We start from the raw sequence: 25,365 nt of genomic DNA, 5'->3' as shown, positions 1-25,365 counted from the left end.
GTTGTGTGTATAGCCAATTCGCTATCGACGCGGCGATCGTCGGTGTGTCCGATATCAATCCTGCGGAAGGGGCGACATGGCGCTATCACTGTTGGTGCCGATCCTCGGGCCACCGGCATCCGGAAAGACAACGCTCACGCTGGCGCTGGGCAAGAATCTCGACCGGCACGTGTTCAGATTGCGCGAACACGTGCCGCCCGAGGTGGTCAGACAGACCGCCAGCCACGGCCCGCGAGACCTCGGCTGGATCGACGATGACGTCGTTAATCCGGCGGTGCGCCAGTATCTGAGCACCGTGGCCACCGATTCCCGGATCCACACGGTGCTCCTGGACAACTATCCCGGCACGGGCCAGCAGGTCGAGGCGCTGCTCGACATAGCGCGGGAGCTCGCACCTGGCTGTGCCGTCGAGCCGGTCGAGCTCGTGCTCGACGCGCCGGCCAGACGCAAGAGGGCGCGAGCACGTCGAGTCTGCCACCGATGTGAGCGCGATCCGGCCGCCGATCCGCGCCTGCCCGCCTCCGCATCGACGTTCGGCGGATGGACCTGCGGGAACTGTGGCTCACTGCTGCACCCGCGGCGAGGCGACGCTCCGTCGCTGTTCGCCGCCCGCACCCGACGCCACGACGACACGGTCGAGGACGTGCGTACCGCGTTCGACCGTGCGGGCATCCCCACCAACTCCGTCGACGCGGCCGACGACGCCGCGACCCTCGCACGAATCGTCGAGCCCCTGCTCATCGTGAGGAGCACTACCGCATGACCAGCACAACCCCTCTGGGATTGCCGACCTTCCGGCCCGACACCTACGGCCACGCCCGGATGCCGCGCAACGCCGGGCAGCGCGAACCACATCGTGTCGACAAGGTCTCCTATGGCCGGTTCCGCAATGTCTACCTCTACATCACCGAGGCGTGCCAGTTGCGGTGTGAGCACTGCTACATGGGCGAACGGCTCGAGCGGGCGTTGAAAATGACCCCGCAGCAGATCGTCGACACCCTCACCACCTGGCGGCAGCTCGGCGGCGACAAGCTCACCATCCTTGGCGGTGAGCCGACCCTGCACCCCTGGTACATCGACGCCGTCCGGGCGGCCAGGACCATCGGCTACGGCCACGTCATCACCACCACCAACGCCCAGGCCATCGCCCGCAAGAAGTTCGCCCAGCTCACCCCCGAGGACTTCGCCTACGTCCAGGTCAGCATGGACGGCGGCAGCGCGGCCACCCACGACACGGTCCGGGGTGAGGGCACCTTCGACCAGGCGATGCAGACCAGCGGCGAACTGTGCGAGCGCGGGTTCGACACTCGCATCATCTGCACGGTCAACAAGGCGAACGAGGGTGATGTCCTGCGCCTGCTCGATATCGCCGACGACATTGGCGCGAGCCTGGTCAAGTTCCACGTGTTCTCCACTATCGGCACCGGCCACGGCAACGCCGACATGGCGATGAATCCCCTGGAATGGGTGAACTTCTGCGCCAGGCTCGAACTGGTTGCGCCGGAATACAAGTCGCGGGTGTGGTTCCAGCCCACCTACGTCCGTCGCGACCAGATCGACCGCTACGCCGGGGAGGGCTACCAGGGCTGTATCGGCCGCACCCTCGACCGGATCTCGATCTTCCCCGACGGCCGCTGCTACGTGTGCAGCTACCTGTTCGATACCGACACCTACTACGCCAAGATGCGCGACGGCCAGGTGCTGCTCAACCGCGACAGCGAGGTCAACGAGTTCGATCTGTTCACCAAACCTCTCGTCGGCAGCGCCTGCGGCGGCTGCAAGGAATCGGCGTGCATGGGTGGCTGCCCGGCCGAGGAACTGGTCATGGGTGCTTCGTCGTGCTCGGCCTACCCGGACATCGTGCCGGTCTGCCGACTGTGGAAATCCAGCGCGAAACCCGAATAGGAGACCCCAATGCACACCATGGAAACCGTCATCGAACCGCTGCGCTCGCTCGACTGGAACAACGTGGAGGCTGTCGAGTCGGCAACCCGCAAGTCCTTCGAAATGCTCGCCGCCCAGAAGTACCTGCTGCGCCGCGAGTTGACCACGCTGCCCGACAACCCCGATCTCGCCGCCCTGTGCGAGCACTACGACATTCTCGACAAGATCGTCCTGCACGACGACCTCGAATCTGGGATCCGGTTGCGCCTGCACATCTTCGGCCCCGGATACCACGATCGCCCGCACAACCACCGCTGGACCTACGCCAGCCACATCCTGCGCGGTGAATACCGGCACCGGCTCTACGGCGACGTCGAACTCGATACCGAGATCGATGTTTCGAGCCTGCGCGCGGTGCACGTGCGCCAGGAACGAGTCGGGGCCAGCTACGCGCTGCACCACAGCGCTGTTCACGCCGTGGTCGCCGAACCCGGCACCGTGTCGCTGGTGCTGCGCGGCCCTGCCATCAAGGACCGGTTCCTGGTCATGGACGCCAAGAACGGCGAGTCTTGGTGGCAATACGGGGCCACGAAGGAATCCCTCGAAGACGCTGCGGAGAAACGCATGTCCCCGCAGCGCCTCGAGGAACTGATCGCCTCGCTCGATGAGTGGCAGCTCATCTGACGAGGTCTAGCGACGGTGGGGACCGGTGCGAGAGAGGTCACGGTCCCCGCCGTCACCTGTCACCAGCCGAACAGTGACAGTGACGTGCCGGAAGCGATGTGGCCCAGTGCTTCCCGGCAGTAGGGGATCATGTCCGCTGGCAGCGCGTCGGCCGTGAACCATTCCAGCGCATCGCACTTGTCGGGTTCCATGTTCGTCGGCTCGCCCTCCCACTGCCGGACCTGGAAGAAGAACGCGACGCGACCGCCGGACGAGCTGTTGTGCATGATGTGCGCGAACTCGACGTCCTCGGGCGCGATCTGCACACCGATCTCCTCAGCGGCTTCACGCCGCAGCGCCTCGACCACCGACTCCTCGGCCTCGAGATGCCCCGAGGGCGGGTGGAACGCGCCATCGGCGTACCCGGTACCCGCTCGTCGACCGAACAGAATCCGACCCTGATCGTCGGTGAGCAGCAGGTGCACATCACCGATGAGGGTGTGCCTTTCAGTCCTGGCCACAGCCATTTCTACCTCTCTCTCGATGCGCTCGACATGAACGCGAGCACGACCATAAGCCATCGGCGGCCATGTACTACCTGGTCCGCCGCATCGGAATCGGAGACCCATGTCGCACCGAACCACTCTCCATCGCAGCGAAGGCCAGCTCCTCGTTGTCCCCAGCCAGACACCCGAAAGCTTCCGCGCGATCATCACTTTCGGTGCAGCGGCCAGGCGCGGCCGTCGCGATGCCTGCCTCCCCGAATATCAGCGAGTCGGCTATCACCGTCAGGACTTCGCGACGAACTCTGGCCGCCACCACATGGAGTGAGATGGACACCACCGACTCTTGGGACTGCGTCCACACCGGCACCGGATCATCGGGGCTCCGATATACCTCGAACTCAGCGCCTTGCCACGCTGACCGAAGAAACACTCCCCGCCGCCGCCACAGCCGCCGGAACAAAGAACCCCACTACACCCGCGAACCAGGGCCAGTACTGCTACCAGCGCACGGCGCCAGCAGTACTGGGCAACCCGATACGCCACGGGAATCCGCTACGTCGGTTGCCCATGTTCTACGTGCCCTCGGCAGGATTCGAACCTGCGACCTACCCTTTAGGAGAGGGTTGCTCTATCCCCTGAGCTACGAAGGCGTGGCCAGGCTGGGCTGGCCGAGCTGAGTATAGCGTGGGGTCGGGTTCGGTGGCAGAGGCCCGGTGGGCGGGGTCAGAAGCCGCCGAAATCGCCGCCGCCACCGCTGTCGAAACCTCCGCCGGTGTCATAACCCCCGTTGCCGCCGGTGTCGCCGGGGTCGAAACCGCCCTGGTCGTAGCCGGGATCGGCGCCCGCTTCGCCGGTGCCGTCCTCGAAGGCTTGCGCGTCGTAGCCGACCCCGCCCATTCCGGCGAACAGCGTCGTGAACAGCAGTGCCGAGCCGGCGCCCCAGGCTCCGGCGATCAGCGCGGGCTTCCACCACGGCTCGGAGTACCACCCGGCGGGGACGGGGCGACCTGCCACGCGGCCGCCGGGGAAAAAATTCGGTGTCCCGGCGGAGGGGGCGGGGGAGGCGGTAATCGAGCGGCCGTTGTGGGCGATGGTGCGCTGCTCGTCGACCTGACCGGCAATGTCCTGGCCGTCGATGGCCGGGATCGGCGGGCCGGGATCCATGTCCATCGCGGTGCGGGCGGCGCGAATGTAATAGAGGCCCTCCGTGGCGGACTGCTTGGCCAGCCGGGCTTGGGCGGGGGAGCCGGCGCGGTCGATCTGGCCGCCCGCGGCGTTGTACCGTTCGGACGCGTCGGCCAACGACTGCCGGGCGGCTTCGTTGCGCGGAGTCAGCTGGTAGACCTGCCCGCCGAGCTGCTCGATCGTCGCCCTCGCGTCGGCCTGTGCCTCCTCGAGTTCGCGCGCGTTGCGCTTGTTCTGTTCGGCGCGCAGGTACAGCAGAGCGCCGACGCACACAACCACGATCACGACCAACCACCACAACATCGCGTGCCTCATTTCGTCGAGGTCTCGAGATGCTGTCCAGTTTACTGAACGGTTGCCCAAACGTGCTGACCCGTGTTGATCAGCGCGTTGTCAATTAGCTGCTGGCGAGGTGGCGGGCGATTACCAGGCGCTGGATCTGGTTGGTTCCCTCGAAGATCTGCATGACCTTCGCTTCGCGCATGTAGCGCTCGACGGGGAAGTCCTGGGTGTAGCCGTAGCCGCCGAAGACCTGGACCGCGTCGGTGGTCACCTTCATGGCCGCGTCGGTGGCGACCAGTTTGGCGACCGAGGCCTGGCGGGAGTACGGCAGGCCCGCGTCGCGGCGGCGGGCGGCGTCGAGGTAGGTGGCGCGGGCGGTGTCGACGGCGGCGGCCATGTCGGCGAGGACGAAGCCGAGACCCTGGTGGTCGATGATCTTGCGGCCGAAGGCTTCTCGTTCCTTGGCGTAGGCGACCGCTTCGTCGAGTGCGCGCTGGGCGACACCGGTGGCGACGGCGGCGATGCCGAGCCGGCCCGCGTCGAGCGCGCTGAAGGCGATCGAAAGTCCCTGTCCCTCTTCGCCGATGCGACGCTCGGTGGGCAGGAACGCGTCGTCGTAGGCGGCGGTGGTGGTGGGGATGCCGCGCAGGCCCATCTTCTCCTCGGGCTTGCCGAAGCTCAGGCCCTCGGTGTCGGCGGGGACCAGGAAGCAGGAGATGCCGCGCGAACCCTCGCCGGTGCGGGCGAACAGGGTGTAGAAGTCGGCGCGGCCGCCGTTGGTGATCCAGGCCTTGGTGCCGTTGAGGTTGTAGCCGCCGTCGACGGGGGTGGCCCGGCAGCGCAGCGCGGCAGCGTCGGAGCCGGCGTGCGACTCGGAAAGGCTGTAGGCGCCGATGGTTTCGCCCGACAGCATGCCCTCCAGCCACTGCTGCTTCTGCTCGTCGGTGCCATAGGTGAACAGCGGATGGCACGACAGGCCATGCACGCTCACCGCGACGGCGACTGCCGCCCAGCGGCTCGCGATCTCCTCGAGCACCTGCAGGTACACCTCGTAGGGCTGCGCGCCGCCGCCGAATTCCTCCGGATACGGCAGGCTGAGCAACCCGGCCGCGCCGAGCGCGGGGAACACGCCGTCGGGGAAGACGCCGGTCTTCTCGCTTTCGACGACCCTCGGCTCCAGCACCTTGTCGGCGATATCGCGGGTCAGTTCGATCAGGTCGCGCGCCTCGTCGGTGGGCAGCATCCGGTCAACAGCCATGCTCGTCACAGTACGCTGAGCACTGAATTACGTGCAATACAACATGTAATTTTGTACCCCTATACTGTAGTTATGCCTGCGCTTCCGCCGAACAAGCATCAGGAGAAGAGTCTGCGGACCCGGACGCTGCTGCTCGATGCCGCCATCGAGAGTCTGGCCGAGGTCGGCTACGCGGGTGCCTCCATCGCCGACATCACGGCCAGGGCCGGGGTGACGCGTGGCGCGCAGCTGCATCAGTTCCACACGCGCGGTGAACTTATCGCTCAAACCATCGGCCATCTCACCGATCGTCAGCGAGAAGCCATGCTGCGCAAGGTGAAAGCGGTGCCGGACGGCAGGTCGGCGGGCGCTGTGCTGGTCGAGTTGGTTACCGCTACCTTCGCGGGCAAGCTCGGTCGTGCTGCGGTGGAGCTGTATGTGGGAATCGCCAACGATGCGGCACTGCGCCGCGAAATGCTGCGGGTGCAGCATGAACTCACCGTGGAGCTGCTCGACCGCTGTGCCGGGCTGATCAACCCCGCCATCACCGGTGAGCGCTTGGAGAGCGCCTTCTGGCTCACCATCAACCTGGTCCGTGGTGCCACTCTCGACGAGATGGTCGGCCGTGACCGCGTTCGTCGCAAACAGGTGTTGGCCGACTGGACCGCGCTCGCCGAGATCGCTTTGCGCTGAGCGGATCCATCGTGGCGTCACCCACCGTCGGCGATCTATTATCTGCGCATGAATGCAGATGCTCGTTCGCCCCTGGCCGAGGATCAAGTGGGGTTGGTGGTCGAGGTGTTCCGAATGCTGGCCGACCCGACCAGGGTCCAGGTGCTCTGGGCGCTGGCCGATCAAGAACTCTCGGTGAACGAACTGGCGAGCCGGGTCGGCAAGCCGGGCCCTTCGGTGTCCCAGCATCTGGCGAAACTGCGCATGGCCAGGCTCGTGCGCACCCGTCGCGAGGGAACCACGATCTACTACAGCCTCGACAACGATCACGTCCGCAGCCTGGTCGTCGACGCGGTACACAACGCCGAACATGCCGGTCCCGGCGTGCCGTCGCACCATAGTGGCCCCGATGGTCAGCCCCCGCACGCGGAGCCACCTGGTTCCCGATGACCAGCCGACCTGCAGGAATGTTGTCGGAGGAAACGATTGCGAGGTTCAAACCTTTCGGTAGCATCCGTTGTGACGTGGCTCATGCCACGGCAGGGACTTGAAGGAGCACCGATGCTGAGCACCATGCAGGACGACCAGCTATCACTGGCCAAACTGCTCAACTATGCCGCGACTTTCCAGGGCGATTCGACTGTGTCCACATGGACCGGTGACGGTGTTCGCACCATGACCTACCGCGAGCTGGGTGCGGATTCCGCCCGCCTGGCCAATGCGCTGCGTGGGCTCGGCATCGACGAGGGCGACCGCGTCGGCACCTTCATGTGGAACAACAACGAGCACATGGTCGCCTACATCGCGGTGCCCGCGATGGGCTCGGTGCTGCACGCGCTCAACATCCGCCTGTTCCCTGAGCAGCTGGTCTTCGTCGCCAACCACGCCGAGGACAAGGTCGTGCTCGTCGACGGCACGCTGCTGCCGCTGTTCGCGCAGTACCTGCCGAATCTGAAGACCGTCAAGCACGTGATCGTCGTCAACGGCGATGCCGCCGCGCTCACCGCGCCCGAGGGCGTCACCGTGCACTCCTACCGCGAGCTGCTCGACGCCCAGTCCGCCGACTTCGACTTCCCGGTCATCGACGAGCGTTCGGCCGCCGCGATGTGTTACACCTCCGGCACCACCGGCGACCCCAAGGGCGTCGTCTACTCGCACCGCTCCAACTGGCTGCACGCCATGCAGGTGAACTCGCCCAACGGCATGGGTTTCCAGGGCTCGGACTACGTGCTGGCGATCGTGCCGCTGTTCCACGCCAACGCGTGGGGCCTGCCGTACGCGGCGCTGATGTCGGGCGCCAACATCCTGATGCCGGACCGCTTCCTGCAGCCCGCCCCGCTGCTGGAGATGATGGCCGCCGAGAAGCCGACCTTCGCCGCCGCGGTGCCCACCATCTGGGGTGGCGTGCTGGCCGCGCTTTCCGCCGCACCGCAGGACATCTCGCACCTGCGCACCGCTGTCGTCGGTGGTTCCGCCGTGCCGCCCGCGATGATGCGCGCGTTCGAGGAGAAGCACGGCGTGCGCATTCTGCACGCGTGGGGCATGACCGAGACCTCCCCGCTGGGCAGCGTCGCGCACGCGCCCGCCGGTGTCAGCGATGACGAGGCCTGGGAGTACCGCTACACCCAGGGCCGTTTCCCGGCCAACGTCGAGGCCCGGCTGGTCGGCGACGACGGCAAGGTCGTCCCGAACGACGGCGAGTCGCTCGGTGAGCTCGAGGTCCGCGGCGCGTGGATCACCGGCTCCTACTACTCGCCCACCGGCGCGGAGATCGACCCGGACAAGTTCGACGACGGCTGGCTGCGTACCGGCGATGTCGGCAAGATCAGCCCCAACGGCTACCTCACCCTGGTCGACCGTTCCAAGGACGTCATCAAGTCCGGTGGCGAGTGGATCTCCTCGGTGGACCTGGAGAACTCGGTGATGGGCCACCCGGCCGTCGCCGAGGCCGCGGTCATCGGTGTGCCCGACGAGAAGTGGGACGAGCGCCCGCTGGTCGCCATCGTGCTCGCCGAAGGCGCCGCCGCCGAGGCCGCCGAACTGCGCGACTTCCTGGCCGACAAGTTCGCCAAGTGGCAGCTGCCCGAGCGCTGGACCTTCATCGCCGAGGTCCCGAAGACCAGCGTCGGCAAGTTCGACAAGAAGCGCCTGCGCGCCCAGTACGCCGAGGGCGAACTCGACGTCATCACGGTGTAGTTGGAGCGCTGGCGCGCTCGAGTCGCGGCCCTTCGGGCCCCGATTCTTCCCTCCCTCCGGGTACTCCTTCGTCGCACCCTCCAGTCAGTCCAGAATCGGGCGGGCCGCGATGACGTAGTAGGAGGAGCAAAAAAGGCGGGCGTGGAATTGCTTCCGCGCCCGCCTTCTTCGTTGATCAGCAGTTACGCAGTTCCGGGCTCTGGTTCAGGAGCTGGGCGCGGGGGCTGATGTAGCGGGTGTAGGTTTCCCCGCCGACGGCCGACAGCGGGAACGCCGCGACCCGATGGCAGTTCTGGAAGGCCAGCTTCACGCCGAAATGCCGTTCCAGGCCGCCGCGGATGGCATCGGAGGCTAAGGCGCGCAGCAGCTGTCCGCGGGCCACCTCGTCCGGCGGCGGCACCCGGTTGTCGGCGTATTCATCGGTGCCGGTGCGCAGGTCGTCCGCGACCCGGCTCACCACCTCCCATGCGTACGGCAGCGAGATACGGACACATTCGACGAATTCGGCGTCGTCGATATCGCCCTGTTCGGCGCGTTCGAGTAATGCGGCGGGAACATCGAGGGACATGGCGCTCTCCTCCTGCTTGGGGGTGGTCGGCGGGATGCGATGCCAGGACCGAGTCTAAACGATATCCGTTGTCAATAACCCTGGATTCGTTCCGAAAGTGCTTTTCGGAGTGCGCTTTTCGCGTCGGCGGCCAGGTCGGTCACCAGTTCGCTTGCCGGTTGCCCGGTGCTCAGTGAATGAGCTTGCCCCGCCCACAGATTCACTTCGTCGGTGTTGCCGCCTGCCCGTGCGGCGGCCCGCAACGGGGCTGTGGCGTAATGAATTTCGGGGTAGGCGGCCGGCGCGTCGGCGGTGTGTTCGACGAGGAAGCGGTTGCGGATCCCACGGGCGCGACGTCCGGTGAACGCACGCGTGAGCATCGTCGGTTGCGGCGTGCCGATCGCACCGCGATGCACGGCGTTGGTGCCTGCTTCCGGGCAGCGCAGCAGCGCGGTGCCGATCTGCGCCGCCGACGCACCGGCCGCGAGCACCCCGGCCACCCCGGCGCCCGTGGCGATCCCGCCCGCCGCGACGAGCGGACGGGAGGTGACCGCGGTGAGCAACTGGAGCAGGGTCAGCAGGCCGGGCGGGTCGGTCGGATCGTCGGCGGGGTCGTCGAGGAAGCTCGCGCGATGCCCGCCCGCCTCGGCGCCCTGGGCGATCAACACGTCGGCGCCCGCGTCGACGGCGATCAGGGCCTCGTCGGGTGAGGTGACCGTCACCCACACCTCCGAGCCGACCGCGTGCAGCCGGTCCACCTCCACCGCGGTGGGGCAGCCGAAGGTCGTCGAGACCACCGCGACCGGATCGGCGATGAGGAGATCGAGCTTGTCGGCCCATCCGTCGGTGTCGTGCTCGGGGGTGCCGAGCGGGAACTCGGCGCCGAGTTCGGCGAGGTAGGTCGCGTAGACGGCCGGATCGGCCACCACTCCCGGCGCGAACAGATTCACGCCGAACGGCGCCGCGGTGGCCGCCCTCGTCGCCTCGATCTGCGCTGCCACCGCCTCGGTGCCGAGGTAGCCGGCGGCGAGCTGCCCGAACCCGCCCGCGGCCGCCACGGCGACCACCAACTCGGGTGTGGACGGGCCGCCCGCCATGGGCGCGGCGACGATGGGGGCAGTCAGGGTCTCGATCACCATGGGTCGAGTCTGGTCGGTCGGGGCCGTGTTCAGGCCCGGTGACAGCGCGTGTGACCGGTTGGACACAGTGATTGTTACTGTGCGGCACGTCATCTACCTGCGATTTCGTGGCGGAAGGTTGCGGAATGGTCACGGCGGGGTAGAGTTCCCGTCACAACGTATGCCGAACCGTTACACACGGATCGGCAGTGGGGATCGCGCAAGTGGTCTCCGGGCCGGTCGCAGACCGGTTTCGTTTCCTTGTTGTCGGACGCTAGGACGAGATCTTGTCGCAGCACCGTGTGGGTCCCGAATCCATCTCCGTGCAGGCTCTGCTTGCGAACGCGGATGGCCGGAGCCCGAGCAGGAGCAGGCACCGCGCCGAATCGTCGCGTTCGGATCGTGTGCGGGTCGCCGCCAGCGCCGCGGTCGCCGCGGGTGCGCTGGTCGGGGTCACTGCCCAGATCGCCCCGGCGCTGGCCTTCGCCGCGCCGCTGCTGCCGACCCACGACGACAGCGTCAAGGAATCGGTCGTCCCCGAGTCGGCCCGCCAGGATGTCGCCCTCGTCGCCGCGCAGCAGGTCTCCGCGCACGTCGAGACCCCCGCGCCGGTGGACGCGGTCGCCGCGCCGATCGCCGCCCCCGTGGCCGCGCCGTTCGGCATCGGCAACCTGCCCCCCGAGATCGCCGGCCCGCTGTCGCAGGTCGAGGACATCCTCCAGGGCATCCAGCACCAGGTCGCGCCGCCGCAGTCCGCGCGCCCGGTCGCGGGCCCGATCAGCTCCGGCTACGGCGCCCGCTGGGGTGCCATGCACTACGGCCTCGACTTCGCCGACTCGATCGGCGCCCCGATCAAGTCCGTGTCCAACGGCACCGTGATCGAGGCGGGCCCGGCGTCGGGCTTCGGCCTGTGGGTGCGGGTGCTGCACGACGACGGCACCACCGGGGTCTACGGCCACGTCAACGAAATGCTGGTCAGTGAGGGTCAGCGGGTGAACGCGGGCCAGGTCATCGCGACCGTCGGCAACCGCGGCCAGTCCACCGGCCCGCACCTACACCTCGAGATCTGGGATCAGGCCGGCGGCAAGATGGACCCGATTCCGTACCTCGCAGCCAAGGGCGTGCCGCTGGAGTGGGGCCCTTCCGCGCACTGAGCGGGGTGAGCGCGGAGCTTTCTCCGTAGAGCGAGTGACGGTGGTTCTTATGAACCCCGTCACTTTGCTGTTGAAGCGGCAACACGTTCGCGGGCCGGTCCGATACTCCTTCTGGCCCCGAGCCCTGGGGGCACGCTGACTCGGCTGATGTGTAGCCGGTCTATATGATGGCTCGATCTGCACGGTGCGGGATCGCCGCGCGCGTACAGGCTCGATGAGAGGTGAATGAACCCGAATGGAAACTGCCCGTCGTTCTGCCCGCGGTAACCGCCGTCGCCGATCGAGCAGTCCGACATTCGGGCAGTTGCTGACGGGGGCCGTCGAATCGGCCGCCGATCGGGTCGCGGTTCGGTTCAACCCATCCGGTGACCCCGCCGATCAGCGTCAGCTCACCTACTCCGAGTTCGACCAGCAGTCCTCACAGTTGGCCCGCGCGCTCATCGCCCGCGGCATCGGCCCGGGCCACGTGGTCGCCATCGGCATCGCCCGCGGTATCGAGTCGGTGCTCGCCGTGTGGGCGATCGCCAAGACCGGCGCCGCCTACGTTCCGGTCGACCCGAACTACCCGGCCGACCGCATCGCCCACATCGTGTCCGACTCCGGCGCGGTGCTCGGGCTCACCACCGCCACTCATCGCGAGGTGCTCGGTACGGCGCTGACCTGGCTCGAGCTCGACGACGCCGAGACGGACACCCACATCGCGGCCCAGCCCGCGCACCCGATCTCCTACACCGACCGGATCCGCACCCTCGACGAGCGGCACCCGGCCTACGTCATCTACACCTCGGGTTCCACCGGCAAGCCCAAGGGCGTCGTGGTGACCCACACCGGTCTGGCCGGTCTGGTCGCCGCCGAGCGCGCGCACTATCGCGTCGCCGCCGACTCGCGCGTGCTGCACGTGTGTTCGCCGAACTTCGACGTGTCGGTGCTGGAGTTGCTGCTCACCTTCTCCGCGGGCGCCACCCTGGTGATCGCGCCTCCCGGTGTGTTCGGTGGCTTCGAGCTTGCGGATCTGCTGCGCCGCGAACAGGTTTCGCACATGCTCATCACCCCGGGCGCGCTGGAATCGGTCGATCCGACCGACCTGGACGACCTGCGGGTAGTGGTCGTCGCCGGCGACAAGTTCGGCCCGGAACTGGTCGGTCGCTGGGCTGTCGGCGAGCGTGAGTTCTACAACGGCTACGGCCCCACCGAGGCCACCATCCTGGCCACCAGCACCCCGCCGATGGATCCGGCCGCGCCGGTGACGATCGGTGCCGCGATCGCCGGTGTCGGTGCGTTCGTGCTGGATTCGCGGCTGCGGCCGGTGCCATCGGGCGTGATCGGCGAGCTGTACCTGTCGGGTCCCGCACTGGCACAGGGTTATCTGAACCGGCCCGCGCTCACCGCGGAACGTTTCGTCGCCAGCCCCTTCGGCACCGAATCCGGTGACGCGAACGCGCGCCTGTACCGCACCGGAGACCTGGTGCGGCGCAGCGAATCAGGTGACGGTGTCATCGAGTACATGGGGCGCTCGGACTTCCAGGTGAAGATCCGTGGCTTCCGGATCGAGCTCGGCGAGATCGACAACGCGCTTACCGCGCACCCCGACATCGACTTCGCGGCCACCCTCGGCAAGACCCTGCCTTCCGGTGTGACAGCGCTGGTTTCGTACGTGATGGCTCGTTCCGGTGCCACCGTCGATGTGGCCGCGCTCGACGCGTTCCTCGCGGAATCGTTGCCCGGCTACATGATTCCGGCCGCGATCATGGTCTTGGACCGGATCCCGCTGACGCCGGTGGGCAAGCTGGATCGAAAGGCGTTGCCCGAACCCGTCTTCGCGGTGCGCGAGTTCCGTGCGCCCGCTACCCCGGTGCAGCAGGTGGTGGCCGGTGTCTTCGCCGAGTTGCTGACCGCCGGTGCGCCGGAGGAGATCCGGGTCGGCGCCGACGACGACTTCTTCGAGCTCGGCGGTAACTCGCTGCTGGCCGCGCAGGCAGCCACGCGCATCGGGGCCGCACTCGACACCCGCGTGCCGGTGCAGTTGCTGTTCGAGGTCAGTACGGTCTCCGGGTTGGCCGAACGCGTGGAGCGCCATATCGGCACCGGTTCGGGTCAGGAACTGGTCGCGCAGCAGCGCCCCGATTCGATCCCGCTGTCGTTCGCCCAGCAGCGGATGTGGTTCCTCAACCAGTTCGACCCGGCCAGTGCCGTGAACAACATGCCGATCGCGGTGCGCCTGTCGGGTGCGCTCGATGTCGAGGCGTTGCGTGTCGCGGTCACTGACCTGGTGGCGCGCCATGAGGTGCTGCGCACGATGTACCCGCCGGTCGACGGGGTCGGCACGCAGCTGGTGCTGCCGCTGTCGGACCCGCGCGCCGTGCCCACCCTCGCGGCGGACGACGCAGGCGAGGACGCGATCGCCGCCCTGGTCACCGAGACCGTCGGCGCGGGCTTCGACGTCACCGTCGCCCCGCCGCTGCGGCTGCGCCTACTGCGGCTGAGCGCGACCGAGCACGTGCTGGTCTGCGTGATGCACCATATTGCCGGCGACGGTGTGTCGATGGGCCCGCTCACTCGCGACCTGATGACCGCCTACGTCCAGCGCAGCGCGGGTAGCGCGCCGGGCTGGCCCGAATTGGCCGTTCAGTACGCCGATTTCACGCTCTGGCAGCGTGCGGTGCTCGGCACCGAGGACGACCCGGAGTCGATCCTGACCCAGCAGATCGACTTCTGGCGCACCCAGCTCGCCGGTGTGCCCGACCAGCTCGAGCTGCCGATCGACCGGCCGCGACCCGCGACCGCCTCCTACCGTGGTGCGAGCCTGGACTTCCGGATTCCGGCGCAGGTGCATGCCGGGCTGGATCAGCTTGCGCGCACGCACAATTCGACGCTGTTCATGGTGGTGCACGCGGCGCTGTCGGCACTGCTGGCCAGGCTGTCCGGCAGCACCGATATCGCCATCGGCACTCCTGTCGCCGGTCGTGGTGACGCCGCGCTCGACGACCTGATCGGCATGTTCGTCAACACGCTGGTGCTGCGCACCGAGGTCGACCCGGCAGCCGGTTTCGACGAGCTGCTCGCCCAGACCCGCGCGGTCGATGTCGCGGCGTTCGGCCACGCCGACGTGCCGTTCGAGCGATTGGTCGAGCTGCTCGACCCGGCCCGTTCGACCGCCCGGCATCCGCTGTTCCAGGTGATGCTCGCCTTCCAGAACATGGCACGCACCGCACTCGAACTGCCCGGACTGACCGTCGCGGGCGTCGAGCTGACCATGCCGTTCGCCAAGTTCGACCTGCAGTTCGAGATGGTGGAGGACACCGATCGCCACGGTGCGCCGCACGGCATCGCGGTCGGGCTGACCTATGCCACCGATCTGTTCGACGCGGACACGATTGCCGGGATCGCCGATCGGTTCCAGCGGCTGCTGGCCGGGATCGTCGCCGCACCGGCCGAGCCGCTCGGTGCGATCGAGCTCCTGGAGCCTGCCGAGCTGGACCGAATTCTGGTGCAGTGGAACGACACTCGCCACGACCTCGCGCCGGAACTGCTGCTCGATGGCTATCGGCGTGCCGTGGCCGAATATCCCGATGCCGTCGCCCTCGCCTATGAGGGCGCCGAGCTGACCTATCGGGAGTTCGACGAGCGGGTCAACCGGCTCGCCCGTCTGCTGATCACACAGGGCGTCGGGCCGGAATCCCTGGTCGGGCTCGCCGTTCGGCGCTCGCTCGACCTGGTGGTCGGGATGTACGCGATCGTGACCGCCGGTGGGGCGTATGTGCCGATCGACCCGGATCATCCGGCCGATCGCATCGCGCACATTCTCGATACCGCCGCGCCCGCCGCTGTCCTGAGCACCACCGCGGATGCGATCGAGGTGCCCACTGGTGTGCCGGTGATCCTGGTGGATTCCGTTGCGCTCGAGGAGTTCTCGGCCGCGCCGGTCGAGTTGACCGAGCTGGTTCGGCCCGGGAATCCGGCCTACGTCATCTTCACCTCCGGTTCCACGGGGCGGCCCAAGGGTGTGGCGGTGTCGCACGCGGCGATCGTCAACCAGATGGCGTACATGGGCGCCGAGTACGGGATCGGCCCGTCGGATGTGTACCTGCAGAAGACGCCAGCCACCTTCGACGTGTCGCTGTGGGGTTACTTCCTGCCGCTGCGGACCGGCGCGAAGCTGGTCGTGTCGACCCACGACGGACACCGCGATCCGGTGTACCTCGCCGAAACCATCGCGGCGCAGGGTGTCACGCTCACCGACTTCGTTCCGTCGATGCTCTCGGTGTTCGCCGCGCACACCAGCGCCGGTTCGATTCCGAGTCTGCGCGCGGTGTTCGCCGCCGGTGAGGCGCTGCCCACCGAGACCGTGGCCGACGTGGCCCGCGTCTGCACGGCGCGGGTGCACAACCTGTACGGACCTACCGAAGCTGCTGTCACCGTGACGCGTTGGCCCGCAAGCGATTCCGATCGCGGTTCGGTGCCGATGGGCGTGCCGGAATGGAATACCCGTGTCTACGTATTGGATTCGCGGCTGCGCGCGGTGCCCGCCGGAGTGGTGGGCGAGTTGTACCTGGCCGGTGACCAGCTCGCGCGCGGCTATGTCGCCCGCCCCGGTCTGACCGCGGATCGGTTCGTCGCCAACCCCTTCGAGCCCGGCGCGCGGATGTACCGCTCCGGTGACCTCGTCCGCTGGGGTGGATCGTCGGCCGGGCCCGCGCTGGAATACCTGGGCCGCACCGACTTCCAGGTGAAGTTCCGCGGTCAGCGCATCGAGCTCGGCGAGATCGAGACCGCCCTGCTCGCGCAGGACGTGGTCAGCCAGTCCGTGGCTTTGGTGCTCGACACCGCATCGGGTCAGCATCTGGTCGCGTACGTGGTGGCGCGCCCCGGCGAACAGCCCGACCCCGCGGCACTGCGGACGGCCGTCGCGGAATCGCTGCCCTCCTACATGGTTCCGACCGTCGTCACGGTGCTCGACAGCTTCCCGCTGAACCCGAGCGGCAAGCTCGACCGCAAGGCGCTCCCGGCCCCGGCCTTCACCGCGGGCGAGTTCCGTGCGCCCGGCACCCCCGCCGAGGAGATCGTCGCGGGGGTCTTCGCGGAACTGCTCGGCATGGCCCGGGTCGGCGCCGACGACGACTACTTCGCCCTCGGTGGCAACTCGCTGCTCGCCACCCGCGCGATCGCCCGCATCAACGAGGCGCTCGACGCCGACCTCGCCATCCGCGACCTGTTCGAGACACCCACCGTGTCGGCCCTGGCCGCGCGCATCGGTGGTGCGAGCGGTGCCGCCGCACGGCCGCCGCTGGTCGCTACCGAACGCCCGCAACGGATTCCGCTGTCGCTGGCACAGCAGCGCATGTGGGTGGTCAACCAGGTCGACCCGACCTCGGGCTCCTACAACATCCCCTTCGCGATCCGCCTCACCGGCGAGCTCGACGTGACCGCGCTCGACGCCGCGGTTATCGACGTGCTCGGCCGCCACGAGTCCCTGCGCACCTTCTTCCCGGTGGCCGGTGACGCCGTTTCCCGGGGTGGCGCCGGTCGAGTCGACGTCGATGCTGAAGGCGTGGCCGTGGCCGATGGCGGCGCATCCTCGGACGGCGTCGCCGTCTCCGCGGGTTCCGGGCGAGACGAGCCCGCACGCGGTAGCGCTGGGATCGACGGTGTCACATCCGGTGACGCCGGTCGTGGACCAGTCGGTGGTGACGCCGCAGCGGGTGGCGTCGTGGTGGCCGATGGGATGCCTGTCCAGGTGGTCCTCTCCGCGGCCGATGCGCTGCCCGGTGGGCTCCAGATTGAGACGACCACCGACATCCTCACTCGTGCGGCCGAACTGGCAGGCGCGGGCTTCGACGTGACGCGTGAGGTTCCGCTGCGCGCGCGGTTGCTCACCGACGGCAGCTCGGCCGACTGGCTGCTTGTTGTTGTGGTGCACCACATCTCGGCCGACGGCGCCTCGCTGGCACCGCTCGCGCGCGATCTGATGACCGCTTACGTGGCCCGTGCCGCGCAGCAGAGCCCGGCGTGGGCGCCGCTGGAAGTCCAGTACGCGGACTTCGCGCTGTGGCAGCGGGCGGCCGTCGGGGACGACGAGCAGCCGGAATCGCCTGCCGCCGTTCAGCTCGACTATTGGCGCAACCAGTTGGCCGACGTGCCACCGCTTGTGGAGCTGCCGCAGGATCGCCCGCGTCCGGCGGTGCCGACCCTGCGCGGTGCCACCGCCGAGCTGCGCCTGCCCGCCGAGGTGCATGCAGCGCTCAATCACCTTGCGCGCGAACATAAGTCGTCGCTGTTCATGGTCGTGCACGCGGCGCTGGCCGTGTTGCTCGGCCGCTTGTCGGGCACCTCCGACATCGCCATCGGCACCGCTGTCGCGGGGCGGGGTGAGCGGGCGCTCGACGAGCTGGTCGGCATGTTCGTCAACACCTTGACGCTGCGCACCACACTCGATCCGGCCGGTTCCTTCGACGAGGCCGTCGACGTGGCCCGCGAGACCGATCTCGGCGCGTTCGCCAATGCCGACCTGCCGTTCGAGCGGGTCGCCGAGGTCGTCGCGCCGGGTCGGGGCAGTGCTCAGAGCCCGCTGTTCCAGGTGGCGCTCACCTTCAGCAACAACGAGGCGGCCGCGCTCGAACTGCCCGGCCTCACCGTGAACGCGCTGGAAACCGCGGTCGCGGCCAAGTTCGACCTGCAGGTGGACGTCGAACCGCGCTTCACCGCCGCCGGTGATCCCGACGAGCTGGTCACCCTGTTCAACTACGCCACCGACCTGTTCGACGAGGCCACCGTGCGCAGCATCGGCGCCCGCTTCGCCCGCATCCTCACCGCCGTCGCCGCCGACCCGCAGATCCGCATCGGCGATATCGACATCCTCGACGAGTCCGAACGTGCCCGGCTGCTCGCCGGCGCGGCACAGGCGCCCGCGCCGAGCACCCCGTCGGGCGGCACCACGCTCGCGCAGGCCTTCACCGCCGCCGCTGAAGACGACCCCGACGGCCCTGCCCTCGTCTGGGGCGACGACGCGCTGACCTATGACCAGCTCGACGCCCGCTCCGCCCGCCTGGCCCGCCTGCTGATCGGCCGGGGTTTCGGACCAGGAGACGCGGTGGCCGTTGATCTTTCGCGCGGCATCGACTGGGCAACGGCGGTCTGGGCGATCCTCAAGGCAGGCGCGACCGTGGTCCCGGTGACCGGCGCCGAGCTGCCTGCCGACCCCGCCGCGAAGCTGGGTATCACCGTCGGCGAACCCCGCGGGGTCGACTGGATCTCACTCGACGACCCGGCGATCAAGACCGAACTGTCCACCCAGTCCGCCCGCCCGGTCACCTACGCCGATCGCACCCGCGCCCTGCGTGGCGGCGATCCGGCCTTCGCCGGCGCCGACGGCACCCGCAGCTACGACGAACTCGCCACGGCGGGTGCGCAGGTGCGCGCCGACACCGACCTGACCTTCGAAGCGCGAACCTTCGGCTATGGCGCTGTCGACACCTTCGCCGCGCTGGTCGAGCCGGTCGCCGCGGGTGTTGCGGGTGCGTCGATGGTGCTGGTGCCCAGTGTCGCGGACGGTCGGTTGTCGGCTGGCAGGCCTGCGGCTGTGCGGTCGGCGGGTGGTGCGGATGCGTTGTCGGCGCAGGTGTCTGCCGTCGGCGTCGCAGGCGCGTCGGCGGTCCGGGCTCCGAATGGGCCCTCGGACACAGGGATCGCCGCTGGTGCTGGCATCGGATTGTCGGCGGCATTGGCCGAGGAGTGGGTAACCCACTTGTTCGGTGATCAGGCGGGGATCGAGGCGGTCGACACCGCCGAGCTCGGCGATCTGCAGGCGCTGATCGCCGACGATGCCGCACCGGGCAACCCGGGAGCGGCCGGGGTAGTGCTGGTACTCGGCGATCTGCGCGCTCCGGTGGCTTGAGCCCCGTGCTCGGGGCCCGCTGCGGGACAACAAGTTTCGGTGATGGGTGAGGTGGAACAGCTATGACACGACCGGCGAGAACCCGACCGGTACGTACACGTCGCCCGCGCGTTACCGCGTTGGCGCAGCTGCTGGCCACCGCGGTCGAGACCAACCCCGACGGTCTCGCGGTCGTCCTCGCCGACGCCACCCACACCATCGGCAGCCTCACCTACGCCGAACTCGACGCCCGCTCCAACCGCATCGCCCGCCTGCTGATCGGCCGCGGCATCGGCGCGGGCGACCTGGTGGCCATCGGAATCCCGCGTTCGATCGAGTCGGTCCTTGCGATCTGGGCCGTCACCAAAACAGGTGCGGGCTTCGTCCCCGTCGACCCGAACTACCCCGCGGACCGCGTAGCCCACATGGTCTCCGACTCCGGCGCGGTCTTCGGACTGACCGTCGCGGCTGTCGCCGGTGGCCTCCCCACACAGGTGGAATGGCTCGAACTCGACGCCGGCCAGCCGTTCGACGATCTCTCCGGCGAGGCGATCACCTCGGCAGACCGGCTTCGTCCGGTTCGAGCCGAGGACCTCGCCTACCTCATCTACACCTCCGGCTCCACCGGCCTGCCCAAGGGTGTCGCGGTGACCCAGGCCGGGCTCGCTGGATTCAGCGCGGAACAGCAGCGGCACCTCGGTGTCGAATCCGGCTCGCGCACTCTGCACTTCGCCTCACCCTCGTTCGACGCCTCGCTGCTCGAGCTGCTGCTGGCGATCGGCGCGGGCGCCACGATGGTGATCGTCGACCCGAGCGTGTACGGCGGCGACGATCTGGCCGCCCTGCTGCGGCGCGAGCGGGTGAGCCACGTTTTCATCACGCCGGCCGCGCTGGCCTCGATCGACCCGGACGGGCTCGACGACTTCCGGGTGGTGGCGGTCGGTGCTGAGGCTGTTCCGCCGGATCTGGTGCGGCGCTGGGCGATTCCGCTCGCCGACGGGACCCTGCGCGAATTCCGCAATGTGTACGGGCCCACCGAGACGACCATCGTCACCAACATCAGTGTGCCGCTGAAACCGGGTGACCCGATGACCATCGGCGGCCCGATCAACGGCGTGGCCGAATATGTTCTCGACGACCGGCTCGGCCCCGTTCCGCCCGGCGTCACCGGCGAGCTCTACATCACCGGCGCCCAGCTGACCCGCGGCTACCACGCCCGCCCCGGCCTCACCTCCTCGCGATATATCGCGAATCCGTTCGACCCGGCCGGTTCTCGCCTCTACCGCACCGGCGACTTGGCCCGCTGGACCGCCGACGGTGCGCTGGACTATGTGGGCCGCAACGACTTCCAGGTCAAGATCCGTGGTTTCCGGATCGAACTCGGCGAGATCGACGCGGTGCTATCGGCGCACGAAAGTCTCGACTTCGCTGTCACCGTCGGCCACGAACTCGACAGCGGCGCAACCATTCTGGTGTCCTACATGCATGCGGCGCCTGGTGCGATCATCGATACCGCCGCACTCACCGCCTTCGCGGAGCGCAGTCTGCCCGCGCACATGGTGCCGACCGTGCTGATGGAGCTCGACACCATCCCGCTCACCCCGGTCGGCAAACTCGACCGAAGGGCGCTCCCCGCGCCGATCCTCGAACATGCCGAATTCCGTGCTCCCACCACACCGGTCGAGCAGATCGTGGCGGGCACCTTTGTTCAGGTACTCGGCCTCGGCGACACCCAGCTCGGCCTCGACGACGACTTCTTCGCCCTCGGCGGCAACTCGCTGATGGCCACCCAGGTCGCCGCCCGCCTCGGCGCCGCACTGGACACCGACTTCGGAGTCCGGCTGCTGTTCGAGGCGTCGACGGTGGCATCACTGGCACGGCGACTCGCCGAATCCGCCGGCGCGGGTGCCCGTCCCGCGCTGACGGCGGGGGAGCGGCCCGCGCGGATCCCGCTGTCGCTGGCCCAGCAGCGGATGTGGTTCCTCAACCAGTTCGACCCGGGATCGGTCGCCTACAACATCCCGATGGCGGTGCGGCTGCACGGCGCCATCGATGTCGAGGCGCTGCGCGCGGCCGTGGCCGACCTCGTCGCCCGGCACGAGACCTTGCGCACGATCTATCCCGAGACCGACGACGGCCCGATCCAGCAGATCCTGGCCGAGACCGAGGCGACGCCGCGGCTCGAGGTGCGCTCGATCGCGCCCGATCAGCTCACCGCCGCCATGCGCGAGTTCGGTTCGTCGGGATTCGATGTGCGTGGCCAGGTGCCGTTGCGGGTCGCGCTGTTCGAGCTCGACGCCGACGAATCGGTGCTCGCGGTGGTCGTGCACCACATCGCCGGTGACGGTTCTTCGCTCACGCCGCTGACCAGGGACCTCATGCTCGCCTATGCGGCACGCTCGGCGGGCAGCGCGCCGGAGTGGGCGCCACTGGCCGTGCAGTACGCCGACTACGCGCTGTGGCAGCGGGCCCTGCTCGGCAGCGAGGACGACCCGCAGTCGCTGGCCTCGGCCCAGCTCACCTACTGGCGTGATGCGCTGGCCGGGCTGCCCGACCAGCTCGACCTGCCCGCCGACCGGCCGCGTCCCGCCGTGCAGTCCTTCGCCGGTGGTCGCGTCCCGATCGAGGTCGGCGCCGAAACCCACCGCGCCCTACTGGCTTTGGCGCGCAAGCATGGTGCGACGCTGTTCATGGTCGTGCACACCGCCCTCGCGGTGACCCTGGCGAGGCTGGCGGGTACCGACGATCTGGCCGTCGGTACTCCCATCGCCGGCCGCGGCGAGGCCGCGCTCGACGACCTGATCGGCATGTTCGTCAACACCCTGGTCTTTCGAACCACCCTCGCCGCCGGCGAGTCGTTCACCGAACTCCTTGCCCGCCAACGTGATACCGACCTGCAGGTGTTCGCGAACGCGGACCTCCCGTTCGAGCGACTCGTCGAGGCGATCAACCCCGCCCGCTCCACGGCCCGTCATCCACTGTTCCAGGTCGGCTTGTCCTTCCAGAACCTCAGCCGCACCGGCCTCGAACTCGGCGAGACCGCGGTCGAGGGCGTCGACGTGGACCTGGCGGTATCCCAGTTCGATCTGCACGCCATCGTCGCCGATGCCTACGACAGTGCCGGAGTCGCGCAGGGGATCAGCGGCGTATTCACCTATGCCACCGACCTTTTCGACGCGTCGACCGCCCAGGCCTACGCGGATCGGTTCGCCCGGGTTCTCACCGCGATCGCCACCGCGCCCGAGCGCCCCGTCGACGAGCTCGACCTGCTCTCCGATGCCGAGCGGCAACGAATCCTGCACGACTGGAACGCGACCGACTACCCCTGCCCGTCCGCGACGCTGGCCTCGCTGTTCGCCGATACCGCGGCGGCAAATCCGGATGGCCTCGCGCTGATCGACGCCGAGGGCGCACAGCTCACCTACCGTGATCTCGCCGCTCGCGTGAATCAGCTCGCGCGACACCTGATCACGCAGGGCGTGGGAGTCGAGGACCGCGTTGCCCTGGCGATGCGACGTTCCACCGACCTGGTCGTCGCGATGTATGCGGTGACCCAGGCCGGAGCCGCCTACGTTCCGGTCGACCCGGATCAACCGGCCGACCGTATCGCGCACGTCCTCGACACGGCCGCCCCCGCAGGTGTCCTGACCACCGTACGCGACGGTTTCGCGCACAATGGCGTGACCGGCGCGTCGGTGCCGGTGATCGTCGTCGACACCATCGACGTGTCCGCGGTCTCGACCGCGCCGATCGCGGCGAGCGAGCGGATCGGCGTGCTGCGCCCGGAGAGCACGGCGTACATCATCTTCACCTCCGGCTCCACCGGCAAGCCGAAGGGTGTGGCGGTCTCGCACGGCGCGATCGTCAACCAGTTGCTGTGGAAGACAGCCGCTTTCGGTCTCGGCCGCGACGACTCGGTCCTGTTGAAGACCGCCGCCACGTTCGACCTCTCGGTCTGGGAATTCTGGTCGGCCGCGATCTGCGGTGGCCGCCTGGTGATCACCGCCCCCGACGGCCACCGTGACCCGGCCTACCTGCTCCGCGTGCTCGCCGCGCACTCGGTGACAACCTTGCATGTAGTGCCTTCGATGCTCGATGCGCTGATCACCGAATCCGCAGGCGCTCTGCCGAATTCGCTGCGCCGCGTCCTCGCCATCGGCGAGGCCCTCCCCGCCGCGACCGCCCAGCGTTTCCTGGCGACAACCTCGGCGGCACTGCACAACCTGTACGGCCCCACCGAGGCCGCGGTCTCCATCACCGACCACCGCGTCACCACCGCCGATCGGACCACGGTTCCGATCGGCCGACCCGAATGGAACAGCCGCGTCTACGTTCTCGACGCCCGGCTGCGCCCGGTTCCGGTAGGTGTCGCGGGTGAGCTGTACCTCGCGGGCGCGCAGCTCGCTCGCGGGTACTTCGCCCGCCCCGACCTCACCGCGGACCGCTTCGTCGCCGACCCCTTCGCCGGGTTCGGCGCATCGGCCGACGAGCCCGTTGCGGGGCCATACGACTCCGTGGCTCCGAACCCCGATGGCCGAGAACACGGCGGCGCACGCATGTACCGCACCGGTGACCTCGTCGCCTGGACCGCCGATGGCGAACTCGAATACCGCGGTCGCACCGACTTCCAGGTGAAGATCCGCGGTTTCCGCATCGAACTCGGCGAGATCGAAGCTGCCTTACTCGCCGCACCGCGGATCGCCCAGGCAGCGGTCCTCGCCACGACGGATCCGCGACTCGGCGACCGGTTGGTCGCCTACGTTGTCCCCGCGCCCGACACAACGCTGACCGCCGCGGATGCCAAAGCCGCAGTGGCGCAGGTACTCCCGTCCTACATGGTGCCCTCCGCCTTCGTCGTCCTCGACCACCTCCCGCTGAACGCGAACGGCAAACTCGACAGAGCCGCACTCCCGGAGCCGGTACTCGAACCGCGCCGCTACCGCGCACCCGAGACAGCGCACGAGATCGCCGTAGCCGCCTTCTTCACCGAGGTTCTCGGCGCGCGAACCCCCGGCCTCGACGACGACTTCTTCGCTCTCGGCGGCAATTCGCTGCTGGCCACCCGTGTCGTGCACCACCTACGCGAACACACCGGCGTCGAACTCACCGTCGCCGCGTTCTTCGCCGACCCGACCGTCGCCGGTCTCGCAACGAGAATCAGCGACGGCCCGGCCACCGACACCGACCTCGAAGCCGCACTCGCGGTCGTCCTCCCGATCGCCCGCCGCGGCACCCGCCCGCCGCTGATCTGCCTGCACCCGGTCTCCGGCCTGGCATGGGCCTACGCCGGCCTCGTGCCGCATCTGCCCGACGACCAGCCCGTTGTCGGCATCCAGTCACCCGCGCTGAGCGACCCGGAATTCCGGCCCACATCAGCCGGCGAACTGGTCGACCGTTACCTGGCCGAAATCCGTGGCGTCCAACCGCACGGCCCCTATCAGCTGCTCGGCTGGTCCCTCGGCGGTGTGCTCGCGCAGGCGGTCGCGACCCGCCTGCAAGCCGAGGGTGAGACAGTGGCGTCGCTGACGATGCTCGACAGCCTCCCCGGCGCCGCACTGGCCGATTTCGGTACCGAATTGCGGCATGTGCTGGTCGAACTCGGCTTACCCGAGCATCAGCTACCCGACCAGCTCACCGAACTGGGCGATGCGGCACTGGAATCGCTGCACGCCGCGCTGGCGGGCGACGCGCCGATCTCGCGCGCGCAATTCGTCGGCATGTACCGCGGCGCGCTGCACTCGGTGGCGTTACTCACCGAGCTCGAACACGCCCGATTCGAGGGCGATCTCACCTATTTCACCGCCATGCGGACCCCCCAAAAGCTGGGGGACGGCGCCTCGCGATGGCGGCCGTTCGTCAGCGGGATCATTGCTGACCACCCGGTCGATGCCACCCACCAGCAGCTGCTCGACGCTGTGTCGATAGCCACGTCCGGACCGGTAATTGCGCAGGTCGTCGCGGGTGTGGACGGATCCGGCGATACACGTCCGTAACGGACTCCATGGGCATTACGATCCTGTTGCGATAGAGTTGGTGTGTCGTGGCGCACAC

At 68.5% G+C, this 25,365-nt stretch carries 13 protein-coding genes, 1 tRNA gene and 1 pseudogene; 9 read left to right on the top strand and 6 right to left on the bottom strand.

Annotated elements, in window-relative coordinates; all coding sequences use genetic code 11:
* The first annotated feature begins 76 nt into the window (after positions 1–76).
* Genes ACFXKN_RS12620 through ACFXKN_RS12610 form a run of 3 tightly spaced genes read left to right on the top strand, consistent with a single transcriptional unit; the run spans position 77 to position 2,568 of the window.
* Positions 77–763 carry a hypothetical protein gene (locus ACFXKN_RS12620; protein ID WP_378953589.1) on the top strand — a complete coding sequence of 229 codons (687 nt, stop codon included), beginning with the start codon at positions 77–79 and terminating at the stop codon, positions 761–763.
* Positions 760–1,905 carry a radical SAM protein gene (locus tag ACFXKN_RS12615; RefSeq protein ID WP_378953591.1) on the top strand — a complete coding sequence of 382 codons (1,146 nt, stop codon included), beginning with the start codon at positions 760–762 and terminating at the stop codon, positions 1,903–1,905. Before ACFXKN_RS12620 ends, ACFXKN_RS12615 begins: the two co-directional genes overlap by 4 nt.
* 9 nt (positions 1,906–1,914) lie before the next feature.
* Positions 1,915–2,568, top strand: coding sequence for a hypothetical protein (locus tag ACFXKN_RS12610; protein WP_378953593.1), 654 nt, complete (start codon positions 1,915–1,917; stop codon positions 2,566–2,568).
* 59 nt (positions 2,569–2,627) lie between these two features.
* Here ACFXKN_RS12610 and ACFXKN_RS12605 read toward each other — a convergent pair whose 3' ends face one another.
* The 4 genes from ACFXKN_RS12605 to ACFXKN_RS12590 all read right to left on the bottom strand — a co-directional run bounded on the left by ACFXKN_RS12605 (position 2,628) and on the right by ACFXKN_RS12590 (position 5,778).
* On the bottom strand, positions 2,628–3,068 hold the full coding sequence (locus ACFXKN_RS12605) for an NUDIX domain-containing protein (protein ID WP_378953595.1): 441 nt from the start codon (positions 3,066–3,068) through the stop codon (positions 2,628–2,630).
* A gap of 562 nt (positions 3,069–3,630) precedes the next feature.
* Positions 3,631–3,703: transfer RNA gene (locus tag ACFXKN_RS12600), tRNA-Arg, on the bottom strand.
* A gap of 73 nt (positions 3,704–3,776) precedes the next feature.
* Positions 3,777–4,541, bottom strand: coding sequence for a DUF1542 domain-containing protein (locus ACFXKN_RS12595; RefSeq protein WP_378953597.1), 765 nt, complete (start codon positions 4,539–4,541; stop codon positions 3,777–3,779).
* A gap of 94 nt (positions 4,542–4,635) precedes the next feature.
* Positions 4,636–5,778, bottom strand: coding sequence for an acyl-CoA dehydrogenase family protein (locus ACFXKN_RS12590; protein WP_378953599.1), 1,143 nt, complete (start codon positions 5,776–5,778; stop codon positions 4,636–4,638).
* 72 nt (positions 5,779–5,850) lie between these two features.
* Between ACFXKN_RS12590 and ACFXKN_RS12585 the strand changes: the two genes are divergently transcribed.
* The 3 genes from ACFXKN_RS12585 to ACFXKN_RS12575 all read left to right on the top strand — a co-directional run bounded on the left by ACFXKN_RS12585 (position 5,851) and on the right by ACFXKN_RS12575 (position 8,625).
* Positions 5,851–6,450 (top strand): TetR/AcrR family transcriptional regulator, encoded by a 600-nt coding sequence (locus ACFXKN_RS12585; protein ID WP_378953601.1) that lies wholly within the window; start codon positions 5,851–5,853, stop codon positions 6,448–6,450.
* A gap of 48 nt (positions 6,451–6,498) precedes the next feature.
* Positions 6,499–6,879, top strand: coding sequence for an ArsR/SmtB family transcription factor (locus ACFXKN_RS12580; RefSeq protein WP_378953604.1), 381 nt, complete (start codon positions 6,499–6,501; stop codon positions 6,877–6,879).
* 111 nt (positions 6,880–6,990) lie between these two features.
* Positions 6,991–8,625 (top strand): long-chain fatty acid--CoA ligase, encoded by a 1,635-nt coding sequence (locus ACFXKN_RS12575; RefSeq protein WP_378953606.1) that lies wholly within the window; start codon positions 6,991–6,993, stop codon positions 8,623–8,625.
* A gap of 175 nt (positions 8,626–8,800) precedes the next feature.
* On the opposite strand, the gene ACFXKN_RS12570 is transcribed toward ACFXKN_RS12575, so the two are convergent.
* Both ACFXKN_RS12570 and ACFXKN_RS12565 read right to left on the bottom strand, forming a co-directional pair.
* A complete protein-coding gene (locus tag ACFXKN_RS12570) occupies positions 8,801–9,193 on the bottom strand; it encodes an SCO5389 family protein (RefSeq protein WP_378915780.1) in 393 nt (130 codons plus the stop codon).
* A gap of 71 nt (positions 9,194–9,264) precedes the next feature.
* Positions 9,265–10,311 (bottom strand): NAD(P)H-dependent flavin oxidoreductase, encoded by a 1,047-nt coding sequence (locus ACFXKN_RS12565; protein ID WP_378953608.1) that lies wholly within the window; start codon positions 10,309–10,311, stop codon positions 9,265–9,267.
* 383 nt (positions 10,312–10,694) lie between these two features.
* Between ACFXKN_RS12565 and ACFXKN_RS12560 the strand changes: the two genes are divergently transcribed.
* The 3 genes and pseudogenes from ACFXKN_RS12560 to ACFXKN_RS12550 all read left to right on the top strand — a co-directional run.
* On the top strand, positions 10,695–11,444 hold the full coding sequence (locus ACFXKN_RS12560) for a M23 family metallopeptidase (RefSeq protein ID WP_379432994.1): 750 nt from the start codon (positions 10,695–10,697) through the stop codon (positions 11,442–11,444).
* 235 nt (positions 11,445–11,679) lie between these two features.
* On the top strand, positions 11,680–19,335 hold the full coding sequence (locus ACFXKN_RS12555) for an amino acid adenylation domain-containing protein (protein WP_378953612.1): 7,656 nt from the start codon (positions 11,680–11,682) through the stop codon (positions 19,333–19,335).
* Positions 19,336–19,424: 89 nt separating this feature from the next.
* Positions 19,425–25,307 (top strand): annotated as a pseudogene (locus ACFXKN_RS12550) (amino acid adenylation domain-containing protein); the annotation flags it as partial.
* Positions 25,308–25,365: the final 58 nt, after the last annotated feature.

Source organism: Nocardia sp. NPDC059195, assembly GCF_042754695.1.
Lineage (GTDB): Bacteria > Actinomycetota > Actinomycetes > Mycobacteriales > Mycobacteriaceae > Nocardia.
Note: the sequence above shows the minus strand (reverse complement) of the source record. Positions and strands in the feature narration are given on the sequence as shown.